Source organism: Erwinia plantamica (assembly GCF_043420595.1).
Lineage (GTDB): Bacteria > Pseudomonadota > Gammaproteobacteria > Enterobacterales > Enterobacteriaceae > Erwinia > Erwinia aeris.
The window spans coordinates 189,440-205,245 of sequence record NZ_JBGCUC010000006.1; the positions used below are offsets into that span (position 1 = coordinate 189,440).

12 protein-coding genes and 1 pseudogene are annotated in these 15,806 nt (G+C 54.4%); 10 read left to right on the top strand and 3 right to left on the bottom strand.

Annotated elements, in window-relative coordinates; all coding sequences use genetic code 11:
• Positions 1-32: 32 nt before the first annotated feature.
• The 3 genes and pseudogenes from AB3U87_RS08380 to AB3U87_RS08390 form a co-directional block, all read right to left on the bottom strand.
• Positions 33-137, bottom strand: a pseudogene (locus AB3U87_RS08380) (DUF3289 family protein); the annotation flags it as partial.
• Positions 138-602: 465 nt separating this feature from the next.
• Positions 603-737 (bottom strand): hypothetical protein, encoded by a 135-nt coding sequence (locus tag AB3U87_RS08385; RefSeq protein WP_370734501.1) that lies wholly within the window; start codon positions 735-737, stop codon positions 603-605.
• 253 nt (positions 738-990) lie between these two features.
• The gene (locus tag AB3U87_RS08390) at positions 991-1,773 is read right to left on the bottom strand and encodes an ATP-grasp domain-containing protein (protein ID WP_394148840.1); all 783 of its coding nucleotides are present in this window, start codon (positions 1,771-1,773) and stop codon (positions 991-993) included.
• A 633-nt stretch (positions 1,774-2,406) separates the two neighbouring features.
• Here AB3U87_RS08390 and AB3U87_RS08395 point away from each other — a divergent pair.
• The 10 genes from AB3U87_RS08395 (at position 2,407) to AB3U87_RS08440 (ending at position 15,630) form a co-directional block, all read left to right on the top strand.
• A complete protein-coding gene (locus AB3U87_RS08395; RefSeq protein WP_394148841.1) occupies positions 2,407-2,772 on the top strand; it encodes a helix-turn-helix domain-containing protein in 366 nt (121 codons plus the stop codon).
• Between the two features lie 322 nt (positions 2,773-3,094).
• A complete protein-coding gene (locus tag AB3U87_RS08400) occupies positions 3,095-4,054 on the top strand; it encodes a chemotaxis protein (RefSeq protein WP_301252398.1) in 960 nt (319 codons plus the stop codon).
• A gap of 192 nt (positions 4,055-4,246) precedes the next feature.
• Positions 4,247-4,513 carry a hypothetical protein gene (locus tag AB3U87_RS08405; protein WP_253454980.1) on the top strand — a complete coding sequence of 89 codons (267 nt, stop codon included), beginning with the start codon at positions 4,247-4,249 and terminating at the stop codon, positions 4,511-4,513.
• A 98-nt stretch (positions 4,514-4,611) separates the two neighbouring features.
• A complete protein-coding gene (locus AB3U87_RS08410) occupies positions 4,612-5,106 on the top strand; it encodes a DUF1198 family protein (RefSeq protein WP_253454979.1) in 495 nt (164 codons plus the stop codon).
• Between the two features lie 304 nt (positions 5,107-5,410).
• Entirely contained in the window at positions 5,411-6,136 is a 726-nt protein-coding gene (locus AB3U87_RS08415; protein WP_253454978.1) for a gluconate 2-dehydrogenase subunit 3 family protein, read from the top strand.
• Positions 6,137-6,170: 34 nt separating this feature from the next.
• Entirely contained in the window at positions 6,171-7,940 is a 1,770-nt protein-coding gene (locus tag AB3U87_RS08420) for a GMC family oxidoreductase (RefSeq protein WP_125288500.1), read from the top strand.
• Between the two features lie 6 nt (positions 7,941-7,946).
• Entirely contained in the window at positions 7,947-9,200 is a 1,254-nt protein-coding gene (locus AB3U87_RS08425) for a c-type cytochrome (RefSeq protein ID WP_394148842.1), read from the top strand.
• Positions 9,201-9,485: 285 nt separating this feature from the next.
• Positions 9,486-14,582 (top strand): AvrE-family type 3 secretion system effector, encoded by a 5,097-nt coding sequence (locus AB3U87_RS08430; protein WP_301729861.1) that lies wholly within the window; start codon positions 9,486-9,488, stop codon positions 14,580-14,582.
• Between the two features lie 11 nt (positions 14,583-14,593).
• Positions 14,594-14,998, top strand: a complete 405-nt coding sequence (locus AB3U87_RS08435) for a type III secretion system chaperone (protein WP_301729860.1) — start codon at positions 14,594-14,596, stop codon at positions 14,996-14,998.
• 188 nt (positions 14,999-15,186) lie between these two features.
• Complete coding sequence (locus AB3U87_RS08440; protein WP_253454974.1) at positions 15,187-15,630, top strand: RcnB family protein; 444 nt, start codon at positions 15,187-15,189, stop codon at positions 15,628-15,630.
• Positions 15,631-15,806 lie beyond the last annotated feature (176 nt).

Below are 15,806 nucleotides of genomic sequence, written 5' to 3' on the forward strand. Positions count from 1 at the left end.
AAAAAACTAAAATTGCTCCAATCCTTTTATATTTAAACATTGTTTTCTCCGGTCAATGTTATGGTTGCTTCAAAATTTGTAAAAAATGGCTTTTGAGCAAAATGCTTTGCCCTCTGTAGGACGAACCATATTCTGAAATCCAGAGTATGAATTTTCAAGTTGTAAAATACAAAGTTCCTTCCAACCGCTTTTAGCAGAAGCTACTTTCAGCGCCGCTCGTGCTTTAATGTAATATACATCTATTTCTTCAACTGTTGGTTCAATAAAGGGAATTCCGCAAATATGCTCGATATTGTCTTTGTTGAGATATTGTAATGTTCCTGTGGTATTGTTTATCAATGCTTCAGCCATCGAAATATGTAATCCTTCCTGAAAATAAGTGATGCTTAAAAAGGGTTCTTTGTCGAGCGCAGGGTAAGGATTTATCCAGCGATCCTGTCCTTTAGATAAGTACTCTAATATGTTCTCGTAATCCGTATCAGAGAATTTTTCGGTTTTCTGTTCATTAATGGCCATTAACACCTTTCTGTAAAGCTTATCCTCTGAGCTATTTAATGCGCAAGCGCTGAGCAGCAATATAAGAAGAGCGGTTGTGAATTTTTTCATTGTACAATCAGCTCCTTATCGCCGCTTTCTATTATCTTTTCCCTGTATCCCCGCATCAAAATAATACAGCCATTGGATGCGGTTCCTCTGCCATTACCACCATGAATCAAAAAACCCTCACGCCCGCACATGTTGTTCCCGCTATGTGATTAAACCTGATAACATATCTTCCTGCCGTAGGGTGAACTGCAACCGGGCCAGTTATATGATAATTGCCGCGCGGCAGCGGCCCTTTATTCTTAACGCACTCATAATCAGGGTTGTCTATGTAACCCGGCGATCCCGCATACTCAGCGCTAAATTTATAGTCGCCATTGCGGGAGAATTTCTTGGTTATTACATTGTAGATCCAGGCCATAACTCTCTATTCTTATATTATTGAATTTATTCCATCTGCTTCGCCAGCATCTCTACAAACCGCGTGACCGGCCACTCCTTAAGATCTGAAACCTGCCCGTCGCCAATTTCCACCAGCCGTGGTTCTCCGAGCGTATTCTCAATCATATCTATCGTAAAAAACGAGCTGTCTATCCGGCTGGCTATCTCTCTTACGCTTGTCGATACATCGCCGTCGGCGGCGTAAACCTGTTTGTTCAGCACAAAATAGCGCTTTTCACTGTGAGGTTTAAAAGATTCAAAACGACGCAGGCAAATACCGCCTTCGATTTCGCCACGAAATTTTTTCAGCAGCTGAACAATCTCGCGGATCTCATTGGCGTTATGCGCAACCGATCCTCGGGACGTGGTTAAAGATTTTACGTAGTCTTTGACAAAACAGACGGGCCACTGTAGCTCAGCCAGCAGGGCATCAAAATCTACATCGGGATGAACAACTCTCGTTTCCGGCGTGAAATCGCGGCAAAGATTATACCAGCCCGGCAAATGATGGCAGCGAAGATACTCTTCTGGCGACATCATCATCGCGGCCCCACGCACGGTTACGGCATGATGCAGCTGCCGATATTCCGGTGCCGACATCATCCAGCCGCGCCAAATTATGTGGTCGGACAGAAAAGGCGAGGAAAAATGATAATCGCCCATAGCCGCCGCATCTGACGACAACAGCAGGCAATGCAGACCTTTTTCACGCGCGCAATAATACTCTTGCGCAAAGGCTTCATCAGGACGTTTTGGTTGAAATAACTCGCTGGGATAGATAATTTGCATTGAATTCTCCTTTTCTTTGCACAAGCAGTCCTTTAGCCCATACCCAGCCCGATAACGATATTGACAAAAGCGGCGATCGGCATCACGAAAGCGGGAACAAAGTAATTTTTCTCTTTTTTCCTCCGGCCTGAATAAACTAATACCAGCCCAATGGCCAGAAAGGGAAACCGAGTATTAAATAAGGCACGGAAGCTCCTGAGATGAGTATGCTGGCAGCTATTTACCAGGCCGCTCAAGGCAGCAATATTTATAACGCTGTTTTGACGATAAGCAAAGCGGCATCGGCCAGCGGCAAAAGCACTTAATGCTGTAGCGGCATTTTTTACCCTGCCAAAATGAACCGTACTCAGAAATATTGGGTAAGCAGGGCGTGCGCTAAGTGGCAGGCGGGAAAGAAAATGGCTGAGGCAAATTTTTTATCGGCGGCAGGGGAAACATTGCTGCCATCAGCACGTTGCCGATTAATGAGCAGCATTCATAGCTTTAACTCCATATGGCCTATAAATGTCCCGAACCTTAGCTGCTATGCTTCCTCACGCTATGGCTATATAAGCCCTGAACAAGCTAAAACCGGCATATAACTCTATTTAATTACAACATACTAAAGACGATAGCGGCAGAAGAGAAAAGACAATGCAGCGAGAGCAGATCATCATTTATGAGCTGGCGGCCTGGACAGACGCCAACATCCATCGGCCGTTAAAAATCGACGACGTGGCGGAAAAGGCAGGCTATTCAAAATGGCATTTGCAGAGGATGTTTCAGCGCGTGATGGGCAAAAATCTGGGCAACTACATTCGCGACACCAAACTGGCGCTGGCGGCAGGGGACTTAATCAAAACCACCGAAACGGTGATGACTATCTCACAAAAATACGGCTATGAATCTCAGCAGACGTTTACCCGCATTTTTGCTAAAAAATACCATAAGCCGCCAGCCGCCTTCAGAAAATACAATGCGTTAAAAAACGGCCCGGACTGCTGTCGAACTAACCGTTAGTTAAAGACGTTATCAAGCCAGTACCTTATACATAATCGTCACGACACAGAATCACTCGGCCAGCCGCCGTCATTCATTCAGTCATTGTCAGCAGTTATTGTCAGTCGTTCAGTCAGTCAACCCGTGAGCCGGTAAGGCCCGGCGTTGATTCCCTGCGCTGCGGCTGTCTGGCTTTAACGCTTAGTAATTAATTCGGTTCACCCTTTCTTTGTTGCCCTGTACTTTTCTTCACCGGTGCCGATAACACTCACAGAGTGATAAGCCGCGTGCCGTTGTGCGCCGCTTACCAGCGTACAAACAGTCAGGCAACCCAGAGGTAGTAATGGATAATTTCCAGAAAGAGATTGATGAGAGAGCGAATCTCGCCTTATCCAACAAGTTTGAGCTTCTGTTATTCCGTTTAGGCTCAGATCAGAACGATGCGAAATCAGAACTTTTCGGTATTAACGTGTTTAAGCTGCGCGAGATCGTCCCTATGCCGACTATTACCAAAGCGGCGGGTATGAAATCACCTCTGCTGGGCATGGCGAACATTCGCGGCCAGTTTATCCCGGTTATCGATCTGCCGGCCGTTGCAGGCTGCACGCCGGAAACAGGCTTAAACCTGCTGCTGGTTACCGAATATGCCCGCAGCACGCAGGCTTTCGCCGTGGAATCCGTGGACGATATCGTGCGCCTGAACTGGAGCCAGATCCATACGGCAGAATCCGGTATCAGCAGCCGTAATATCACCAGCATTGCCTGCCTGGATGACAAAACTAACAGCATGGCGATGGTGCTGGACGTAGAGCAGATCCTGCATGACGTTATTCCTTCCGTGCGGGACGTAAAAGCAGAAGACGTTAAGGTGAAAGAGTTTAATATCAGGCCCGGATCGGTCGCTATCGTAGCGGAAGACTCTAAGGTCGCGCGCCAGATGCTGGAGCAGGGTCTGAAGGTGATGGGCATCCCTGCCGTTATGCACACCACGGGCCTCGAAGCCTGGGAAAAAATCAAGCTGATGGCGCAGCAGGCGATGACGGAAGGCGTTTCCATTCACGACAAAATCGCGATGGTATTAACCGACCTTGAAATGCCGGAAATGGACGGTTTTACCTTAACGCGCAATATCAAGAGCGATCTGGGCCTGAAAAATATCCCGGTAGTGATCCACTCTTCGCTTTCGGGCAGCGCTAACGAAGACCACGTGCGTAAAGTCGGCGCCAACGGCTACGTGGCTAAATTTGAGATCAACGAGCTTTCCGCCGTGATCCACAAAGTGCTGGAAGAAGCCGGTAACTGATTTGTTATTATCGGCGGTTAACAGGCCGCCTGATAACAATGATGTGCTGATAAGGCGAAATAAAAAATACTGCTTCTTTAAAGTTCATATTAATGTCAGTAAATGCCTGACGATGCGCCAGAACGTTATCTATAGGTAAAGAAGGGGAAGTCATTTATTATTCAGCCGCTGTCAGACCATAAGGAGATCAGGATGACAATGCTGGAACAAATAAAAGTTCTTTATCTTAATGACGAACAGGGCGAATTTCTCAAATACGCTATTCTGGCCGATCAAACCGGACGCGCCGCGCTGGTTCTGGTGCATATCTCATTGCAGCACCAAATCGGGCAGCTGTCCTGGGCCGTCTGGACGAAAGTAGACGAGCTGAGCGTGCCGCTGGCGGAGGAAACGCCCGAAGCGGCGTTAAGGCTGGCGGTCGCGGCCTGCGTCGACCATCGCGCCAGCTGGCAAAAGTAGCGCTTAAGCTGCCTGCGGGCAGCTTTTCTACGCGGTTGCCTCGCCACATTGCTGCTGTTACTCTGACGCCCCCTGTGCCCGCAATTCCCGGTAAAAAAATGATCTGGCTGATGCTTCTGACTTTGGTGGTGGTTTTTATTATTGGCTTTCGCGTGCTGAATTCACGATCCCGCCGCGCGACCAGCGCGCTGACGAAGCGGCTGAATATCGATCCGGTCTACGTTGAATCATTGCTCAGCCTGATGGGGCGAACGGCCGGAGAAGAGTTTGTTGCCTATCTTTCTCGCGATAACGAGGCGCATTTAAGCAATGCGGCAAGCGTGCTGCTAATCTGGCAGCTTTGCCTGGTGGATGAATCGGAAGAAAATATCGCTTTCTGGCGTGGCGTACTGCGCGAAGCCTGGCTGCCGACCGAGCTTTCCAGCGAACACGTTCGGCTGGCGCTGAAATTTTTACGCGAGCTGGAGCCGGACGCGCAGGAAATGCACGCATTTCGCCTGCGCTATAACGCCCGGTTTGCACCCGATAGCAATACGGTGGAGAACGGAAGCAATAATGTGGTATCGATTCATTCTCATTCTCATCACCACTGAATAATTTTTCCCGTCTGTTCAGTGTGGGCATTATCACTTATCTGAATTATTTTTAAGCGGTTATAAGGAAATAGTGCCTTAATCGGGCAGGAAAGGAATGGCGAAGCGCTTTTTTTGTACACAACACTCGGGTATCAATTCTATTGCAGTTTTATAACAAAGTTATAAAGCTTAACTAAAAATAATTAGAGTTTAATTTTTACATTTAGAAATAATTTTATCCATAACATTACTTTTTTTCTGGTCGATAACAAAATCTATTAACTCAAATTACATTTTATTATCATGTGAGAGTCGTAATGTTATGTTGCTACAAAAAGAAACTACCCGGCGCAAGTTTTTACTGGGGTCGCTGTTAGCATTACCGCTCGGCGAGCTGGTCTTTAAAGGATTAACGGCGGCGCAGGCTGCTGAAATGGCCGCACCCGAGCTGCTCGATTATAAACCCATCTTTTTTTCTGCCGACGAATGGCAATTCGTGATGGCCGCCTGCGATCGCCTGATCCCGGCCGGTGGCAAAGGCAAGGCGCCAGGCGCGCTGGAAACCAACGTGCCGATTTTTATCGATCAGCAAATGCATGGCGATATGGGCAGCGAAATCTATATGCAGGGGCCGTTCAACCCTCATGCGCCGGCCACCATGGGGTATCAAATCCCGTTCCGTCCGCAGCAAATCCTGCAAACCGGTATTCGGCTGGTCAACAGCTGGTGCCAGCAGCAGCATCAGAAGGCGTTCCACGAGCTGGAAATAGCCGATCGTGAAGCCGTACTGACTCAGGTGCAGAAAAACCAGATCGTCTTTGCCGACCTGGGCGAAAGCGCCCTGCAGGGATCGCAATTCTTCAGCGAATTACTCTCCAATACCAAGCATGGCTACCTCTCCGATCCGATGTATGGCGGCAATAAAGGGATGAAAGCCTGGATTGCCATCGGCTTCCCCGGCGCGCGCGCCAGCTATATGGAATGGGTGAAGCAGCACAACGTGCCGTATCCGCTGGGCCCGATAAGCATTAAAGGCGAGCGAGCCTGAGTTTTTCTCTGATTACAGACTGGCAGGATTAAAAATGGCAACAATCAATAAAGAAGAAGTCGACGTTGTAGTCGTCGGCCTGGGCTGGGCTGGCTCGCTGATGAGCATCGAGCTGGCGATGGCCGGATTAAAAGTGCGCGCGCTGGAACGCGGCGGCGATCGGGGATATGAAGAGTTCGCCTATCCTAAACCGGCCGATGAATACGCCTACGCCGTGCGTAATAAAGTGATGGCGACCCCGGCGGAAGCGGCGGTGACCGTGCGTTACAACATGAGCCAGACGGCGCTGCCGACGCGTAAATGGGGCGCTTTTGCGCCAGGTACGGGCGTGGGCGGTTCCGGCCTGCACTGGACGGCGGTGCTGATCCGTCCAACGCCAACCGATCTGAAGCTGAAAACCTATGCGGATCAGGCCTACAAGCCAGGCATCCTGCAGGAAGATATGCGCATCATGGATTTCCCGTTCACCTGGGATGAAATCGAGCCGTATTACACCAAATTTGAAAATATCTGCGGCCAGTCCGGCAATACCGGCAACCTGCGCGGGCAGATCCTGGAAGGCGGCGACCCGTTTGAAGGGCCGCGCTCAGAGCCTTACCCGCTGCCGCCTCTGGAAGATACGCTTAATACCAGCATGTTTGCGAAAGCGGCGAAAAAGCTCGGCTATCACCCGTTCCCTAACCCGTCCGCCTGCGTTTCCCGTGCCTGGACCAACCCTTACGGCAACCAGATCGCGCCCTGTAACTACTGCGGTTACTGCAGTAAATATCCGTGCCTGAACTACTCCAAAGCCTCGCCGCAGACCGCCGTTATGGATGCGCTTAAGCGCATGGATAACTTCTCTTATGAAGTGCACGCCAACGTGATGAAAGTGGTGCTGCATGACGATAAGAAAACGGCTAAGGGCGTGATTTATATCGATGCGCAGGGCAACGAGTGCTTCCAGCCCGCGAAAATCGTGGTATTGAGCAGCTTCCAGTTCTGTAACGTTCGCCTGATGCTGCTGTCCGGCATCGGTCAACCTTACAACCCTATCACCGAAGAGGGCGTGATTGGTCGTAACTACGCTTTCCTGAGCAACGGCGGCGCCACGCTGTTCTTCAAAGACAAAAACTTTAATCCGTTCGCTACGGCTGGCGCTACCGGCCAGATGATTAACGATATTTCGCCGGGCAACTTTGACGGCCCGTCGCTGGGCTTTATCGGCGGCGCGAAAATTCACAGTTCGCAGGCTACCGGCACGCCAATCAGCACCGCGCTGCCAAAAGGCACGCCGTCGTGGGGAACCGGCTGGAAAGAGGGGCTGGAAGAGTGGTACGGCCATTCGATGAAAATCAGCATTACCACTACCTGCCAGTCCTATCGCGATATCTATCTCGATCTGGATCCGAACTACAAGGATGAATACGGCTATCCGCTGCTGCGTATGACCTTCGACTGGAAACAGAACGAGCTGAAGCTGCAGCAGTATCTGAAAGGCGTGGTCAGCAACATCACCAAAGAGCTGAACCCGGACAGCTACAGCGAAAGCTTCCTGCCGATGGACGCGCATTTTGACCTGACCAAATACGTCTCGACCCATAACGTGGGCGGTGCAGTAATGGGCGATAACCCTAAAACCTCGGCGCTGAACAAGTATCTGCAAAGCTGGGATGTGCATAACGTCTTTGTGCCGGGCGGCAACGCTTTCCCGCAAAACTTCCAGGCGAACCCGACCGATACCATCGGCGCGCTGACGCTGATGGCGGCGCAGGCAATCAAAGATATCTATCTGAAAAATCCCGGTCCAATGGTACAGGCGTAAGCGACGATGAAGATTAAACATTTTTTACTCGCCAATGCCGTGCTGCTCAGTGCAGGTTCGGCGCTGGCGGCTCCGGCAGACAACGGCGAACTGATTAAACAGGGCGAGTATCTTTCACGCCTGGGCGACTGCAGCGCCTGCCACTCGCTGCCCGGCAAACCGGCTTTTTCCGGCGGCCTGGCGATCGAGTCAAACCTGGGCACCATTTATTCGACCAATATCACGCCGGATAAAGAGCATGGCATCGGTAATTACAGCGAACAGCAGTTTTCCGACGCGGTACGTAAAGGCGTGCTGCCTGACGGCAAGCGGCTGTATCCGGCTATGCCTTATCCTGATTACGCTAAAATCAGCGACGAGGATATGCACGCGCTTTACGCCTATTTTATGCAGGGCGTGAAGCCGAGCGCGGAACAGCCGCCGGAAACCGATCTGAGCTTTCCGTTCAGCCAGCGTTGGGGCATGCGCTTCTGGAACTGGGCCTTTGCTTCCGATAAGCCTTTCCGGCCGATTGGCGGCGCTTCGGCCGAGGTTAATCGCGGCGCCTATATCGTCGAAAGCCTGGGCCACTGCGGCAGCTGCCACACGCCTCGCGGACTGGGCATGAACGAAAAGGCGCTCGACAGCGGCGACAAGGATTTCCTTGCCGGCGGCAGTCTGAACGACTGGGAAGTGCCTTCGCTGCGCGGCTTACCGCGCTGGACGGAGCAGGAAACCATCGATTACCTGGCGACGGGCCGCAACGATAAGGCTGCGGTAGGCGGCGAGATGACCTCGGTGGTGGAGCACAGCACCTCTTATATGAGCGAGGCAGATCTGAAAGCGATCACGGCCTATCTGAAGTTCCTGGGCGGCAATCCTTCACTGCCTGCCGGTGACGACAAAGCGGCCAGCGCGACGGAGGCTAAGCTGACGGCGGCCAAAAACCTGACCACCGGCGAGCGTCTCTATCTGGATAACTGCGGCGCCTGCCATTTTGTGACGGGCAAGGGCGCGCCTGGCGTCTTCCCGCAGCTGGATCAGGCCACTATCGTTAACGCAGGCGATCCGACAGGGCTTATCCATACCATTCTGGCCGGCGCACAGCAGCCTTCTACGGCGAAAGCGCCTTCCACGCTGGCGATGCCGGGCTTTGCTGCCCGCCTGAACGACGAGGAGGTCGCGCAGCTGGCTACCTTTATCCGTCAGGGCTGGAGCAATAAAGCCGCTGCGGTGAAAGCCGACGACGTGAAAAAAGTGCGCGAAACGCTGAAGCACTAGCGGTAACAGGAGAGGCGCAACGCCTCTCCTTTTTTATGCCTGAACCGCCTTTCCCGTTATATCAGAAAAAAATCCAACGTTATGCGGGCCACTTCTGTGTATTTAGCCAGCTTTACGCCTTTAACCTATATATCAAACGGTTATCAAGGATCGCCAGGCTGCGTCGTTTGCATCGCTTATCAATATGAATAATCAGTGACAGCGGAACTCCACTGTATTTTCCGCCACTTAGCTCAGGTATCAGACGTTCCGGCTAATCAGACGTTCCGGCTAAGGAGATATACCGTGCTATCGGGGATCAGAACAGCTTTCGCATCAGCATCAAGCAGCGCACAGCGCACCACTTCATCGCAAACCCGTCATGACATGCTCCGGCAGCAGGACGCTTCGCCCAGCCAGCGCGGTGGCGGCACACTACAGAGCAGCGAGCCGCCAGACACCGCGGGTTTGCAGCAGGGCAGCGCGGCGCGTGCGCCCGGCCAGGGACGTTTTCGTGCCTTTAGCCATCTTCCGCTGTTTAAGAAAAACCACGCCCGCGCGACGATAGCCAACCCGGAAAGCCATCCGCTGCGCCCGCTAAACCAGCTGGACGTTGCCATTCCCTCTATAGCCGAAGGCGCGCTGGAGCAGGAGATTATGACAACGCTGGCCGACCGGCTGGCGCATCAGCCGGAGGAGAAAGGCTCGCTGGGCGTGCAGCTGACCGCAAAGCGCAACGCCGCTATCGCCGCGCCTGCGGGCCGTGACGCTCAGCGCGCGCTGCTTAAGCAGACCGTTGGCCATCCCAAAATGCACTATCAAAGCGTGGCGGCCAATAAAAACGGCCAGCAGCACGCGTTGCTGAGCGACGAAGGTAAACTGCTGTCGCTGCACTCATCGCGGGATACGCTGGTCGGCGTGGCCCACAGCAAACCGGCCTGGGCAAGAGAAGAGACGCCGGGCAGCGCATTTCCCCGGCGTAAAGCGGCAGAGGTCGTTGACCACCAGCTGACGTTCAGCGAGGACGGCGGCAGCGTGCAAATTCGTCGTAGCGATGCCCCCGGCGGACGAGCAGCCGAGGTAAAGCTACCGGATGCCGCCGTACTCAGCCAGCTTACCGGCGTGCATCATCAGGCGACGCCCGACGGCAGCCGCGCATTTTGCCTCAGCGACAACAAACTTTATCAGCTGGCTTCGCATGAAGAAGGCTGGCAGAAGGTCGACCTTTTCGGCGACGACAAAGACCAGTCGAAGCTGTCACGTCAGGGCGACAACTCGCTCTATCTGATCCATGACGATCGCCATCTGCATCATTTATCGACGCAAACGCAGAGCGCGCGCTTTGCCGATAAAATCAGCGGCGCCTCTGTGGCGGCGGATGGTCAGGCAATCGTGCTGCTTGCCAGCGAAGAGAGCAAGCAGCAAAGCATTAAGCTGCTGCCGCGCATCGACAGCCCGGAAGCGCAACACCGTACGCTACAGCCAATACCGGCTAAAACCTCGCTGGCGGCGGTAGCGCAGACCGACAGCCTGGTTATCGCCGCCGATCATCAGGGCCGTCTGCTGGTGGCAAACCGCCCCGGCGAGGCGAACGAGCTTAATTTTGGCGACGCGCAAAGCCTGAGCCTGCGCGACGCGCTGCATCAGCAAATCGCCGACGCTATCGGCGACCGCTTTCACGTACAGAGCCTGCTGTGCGGCGAAAACGGCCAGCTGCATGCGGTGGTAAAAGACAGCATGGACAGGCAGCACGCTATCGCGCTGAACCCTCATGCAGACAGGCCGCAGACGGCCTCCGGCTGGAACCTCAGCGACAGCCTGGTGATGGATTACCAGAAAGGCCTGCCAAAACCCACGCCGGCCCGTACCGATATTGTTTCTATTGGCGCCAACGGCAAGCTGGCGCTGCACGACGGCAAGGTGCGCTTCTTTAACGAGCTGACCAGCAGCTGGGAAGCGACAGAGGTCAAAGCCGACCAGCTGCGCGCCGGGCAGGACGGCCAGGCCTGGGCGCTGAAAGATAACCAGCTGAAAAGGCTGAAGGTCAACGTAGCCAGCAACAAAATCAATTTTCAGCAGAATACCTTTGCGCTGCACCAGGTGAAAAAAAGCGTCAGTGAAGAGCTGGCGATGCCCGGTCTGGATAAAAAACAGAAAACCGTCGCGGCCAGCGCGCTGGACGACGGGCGTTTCGTCACGCTGGAAGAGCAGGGCGATATCCATTTTCATCACGTTGATACGGAAAGCCGCCGTAACAAGCGGCTGCCGCAGACGCTTTCGCGTCAGGCGCTGAGCCAGGCGATGAATCAGGCCGGTGCGGTACTGAGCCGTCTTCCTGAGGATCGGCTTGAGCATAAAGCCAAAGACATAGTGCTTGGCCCGGAAAACCGCCTGTTTATATTGAGCGATAAAGGCAAAGTTTTCAGCCTGCCTGCCGAGAGCTGGCAGCAAGGAAAAGTTACCGACATGCAGGCGGAGCGGCTGCCTGCGCCGCTGAAAGATGAACTTGGCGAAGCCGCCGAGGCGCTGCCGGTTAAATTTTATGGCAACCAGAAAGGCACGCTGCTGCTGGAGAGGGATAATAAACAGGTACTGACGCGAGACGAGCACGACTGGCATCCGGTTTCCGCCGATATTTCTGCGGGCGTGCACGATACGGAAAATCAGGCCGATCGGCATTTTGAACGACTGAGCGCCGCCACGCGCGATGCCAAATTGAGTAAAACCGGTCTTACCTACAAGCGCGAGGTCAACACCTTCGGGCAGTCCGGTCACGACGGACACAAAGTCCATACGCCTTTCCGCACGCGGCTCAGCACCTTTGTATTCCGTCCCACGCTGGAGACGCCGCGCCCGCTAAAAAACCTGGGCAATCTTGTGCAGCACGCGCACGGCGGTCGTCAGGGCCTGACGGCGATCTATCAGCAGCAGTCGCAGCAGATAGCGGCGCTGACGCAGCATCTTAAACGTCAGCCAAAAGGCAGGGCGGAAGAGCCGCTCAGCCTGAAGCTGAAAACGCTGGCCGCGCGGGAAGATTTGCCCGGCTGGTTCGGCGAAATGCAAAAATTCAATACGGTGCTGGCAGACAGCGCCGCGCATCAGGCCGGTCTGCTTCAGCAGCATTATGGCGCGCAGAGCGGCGCAGGTAGGCAGCTTGATAAGCTGACCGGCAGCCTGAATCCGGCCAGCAGCCAGGGCGACGATCTGTTGAACAAGCTGCAACAGCTTTACGCCTTGCATCCCAGCGGTAAAGGCAATCACGCGCAGCTCTCCCTGGCGGCGATGCGCGAGAGCAACGTCACGCTTTCCTGGCAAAAGCCCACGGAGGCGATCCCGGCAGGGATAAATCGCGACAAGCACGATCCGATGGGGCTGACGAAATCCCGCCTGATCCTCGACGGCCTGACCAACGTCAAAATGCACGATTTAACGACGCGCCTGACGCGCGCGCTGGATTTACAGGGAGAACCCCGTGAAAAAGCGTTGCAGGCGCTGGGGAGAGAGTTCCGCGAGCTGCGGGATGACGAGTGGGAAAATAATCCGCTTAAACAGCTCACCGGCCAGGGATTTACCGGGAACGACAGGCTGGAGGCCAACTACGACGCCATCAAATCCATGACCAAAGCGTTCAGCAAAACGAACCACGCGATGAACGTCACCACCCGCACCGTGATGCAGGCCGAGGATCAGCAGCTGCTTGCCCGCAGGCTGGAAACCACGGTGCTGGACATGGATAAGGGCGAAAGCCTTTCTTTCAGCCGGGCTTACGGCGCAACAACCACCATCAGCGCGCTGCCGGGTTCACAGGTCATTGCGGGCGTAGGCGGCAGAGGCAGTCTGGATCGCGGCTACAGCATGAGCCTGACGCGAGGCGAAGGCGGCGTGACCGTCAGCTTCGGGCGCGACGGCGGCGGCGCGTTAACCGCCTTTACCGGCCTGGGCTACAACCTGCTGACCGGCTATATGAAAGATCCGGCGCACGATGTCGCCGTCGATCAGCAGCGCAATCTGGCGCCTGCCGTTCGGCTGGGCGGGGTCTTCTCCGTCACGCCGCTGGATCTAAAAAAGCAAAACAGCGTCAGCTTCGAGATTACCGAAGCGGAACTGCCCGCTTTTATCGAAGGGCTGACGCAGGGCACGCTCGATCCGCTGGCGCTGCTCAACCGTGGAATAAATCACAGCGTGAAGCATGGCGAGGTGCTGAACGTCAGCCTGGACGCGAATGCCGCCGCGCTGGCTTCGGCGGGCGTGCCGTTGACCAACAAACATGAAAAGGATACGCCTGCCAGCTTCCGCGTGGGCGGCGGCGCTTATGCAGGCGTTAACGTGCTTTCCGGCACACGGGAAAGAGGCGCCACCACCAAAGAAAGCAGCAGCGCCATCAGCCGCAGCAATAACCGTCCGCGCGGTCTGAACAAAGCCAGCGTGGGCGTGAACTTTGCGTTGCCGACCGGCGTGCTGATTAAGGGCGAAACGGGACGGACGCCGATGTTCGCCGGGCCGGCCGCCAGCGTGCAGCTTTCGATAGATAACAGGACAAAGCAGAGCCTGGCGATAGAAACCAAAACGGCCCGGCCGCTGGCAGAAGTGCATATCGACAAGCTGACCGAAACGCTGGGGAAAAAATTCAGCGATCCGGCTACGGCGGCGCTTATCGCGTCGCTGAAGGATAAAGACGATGAAACGCCGCTGACGCCCAGGCAGAAGCTGGACAAGCTGGACGCGCATTTTTCGCCGCGCGATCTCCGCGAAAAAAGCAACGAACAGCAGGCCGCGTTGCGCGATCTTGATAAGCATCTGCGTCAGCAAAGCGCGGCGGAGCGGGGGCAAAAACTGTTGCAGGGCGGCGAATATCAGACAACCTACGCCAACCTGAGCAAGGTCGACAGCAACGGGCTGTGGCATCAGCTTTCGCATCTGCTCGACGGCAGCCTGAATGCCAGCAACGCCAACAAAATGCGCGAGCTGATGAAGGACGACCACCAGCTGCAAACCCTGATTGCAGCGCTACAGGACAACGTCAGCACCGAGGCGACCGTCACGCTGGAGCTGAAGGACGAGGTACGGGAGAGATTAGAGCAGCGCTGGCTGGAGCAGGGCAACAGCCCGGAAGAGATGCAGGCCGAGCTGACCAACCGCGATAATCTGCGGCTTAAATCCATCGCCTTCACCAAGTCGCAGGTAAAAACGGACGGCTTCGCCACGCCCGCTTTTCTGCTTGGCGGCGCCAACAGCGCTTCGGTTTCCATGAAGCGTAACCTGGGGAAAATCAACTTCAGCTACGGCGAAGATCAGGATAAACCGGTCAATTATGCGCTGGAAGGGCGTATCGCCAAAGCCACGACGGAACTTGCCGGCGCGCTGCGCCAGGGGCAGGAACAACACTTTGTGCTTAAAAGCTAACGGAGACAGGCATGAACGCAACAGAGCAGCTTAATCACTTCCTGGCCGGGTATGGCCGCCGCCTCAATCTTAGCCTGGGCCTGAAAAACGGCGTGTGCGCGCTGATGCGCAACCGGCACGAGGTTGCCATTATCGAACTGCCGCCGGACAGCGACTGCGTGATTTTCCACCGCAGGCTGGAGGATCTGCAAAGCGCTGCGGAAAGTCACTTGCGCACGCTATTGGCGCTGAATTTTGAGATGAATGCGATGCGCGGCTGCTGGCTGGCGATGGATGGCGACGACGTTCTGCGGCTTTGCAGCCAACAGCCGCTGGCCTCTCTGGATGCCACAGGCTTTAGCGCAGCGCTGAATGCGTTTATCGTGCAGGCAGACGAAGTCGGCGAATTTCTGGCCGAAAATCACCGCGCCGCCTGACTTAACGCAAATTATTGCCGGGCAGCGGATCCACAATTCATTCACAGTGTTAAGAAAGGGTCAGGGCGAGGTAAAGTACGGTAATTAAAGAGGTTTTAAGACAGTTAGCGATATTTTTAAGGCCAGGGTTAGACGATAGTGTCGTTCAACGGTGCGACAAAAGCCGTGAGCAAATCGAGGATATAACCATGAAAAAAACGACCCTGGCGCTGTTGATTGCCGTATTTTCAGCAAGCTCGCTCTTTTCAACCGTTACGCAGGCCGACGGCCCTCCGGGACAGGCGTGGCATCATCAGGGCGGACATGAAGGACACGGCGGCCCGGGCGATCGTGACAGGCCTGGACGTGGCCCGGATCGCGGCCCCGATTTCGATAGTCACAGAGGTCATGGCCCCGATCGCCATTTTGAAGAGCGCGACCGTTTTGCCTGGCAGGGGCATGAATTCCATCGCGGCCAGCCGTTGCCGCCTCGCTTCCGGGGTAACGATTACCGGGTAAACGACTGGCATGCTCGCGGCCTGCACGAGCCACCGCGCGGCGAGCGCTGGGCCTCTATCGACGGTAACTATGTGCTGATTGCCGCTGCGACAGGCGTCATTACCTCTATTCTGCTGAACAACGCTTTTCACTAAAAGCCACTTGCCGACATCGCAGGATGTCGGCATATTTTCACGCATTTCACGCATTTCACGCATTTCACCCGTTGGCTTTTTTGCCCCTTTCACCAAAGTAGACCGCTGCCCAAATCCCGCTATCCGACTAATGAAATTCTTTTTCTTTGTTGCAGTAATTTTCATCAATATTTCAG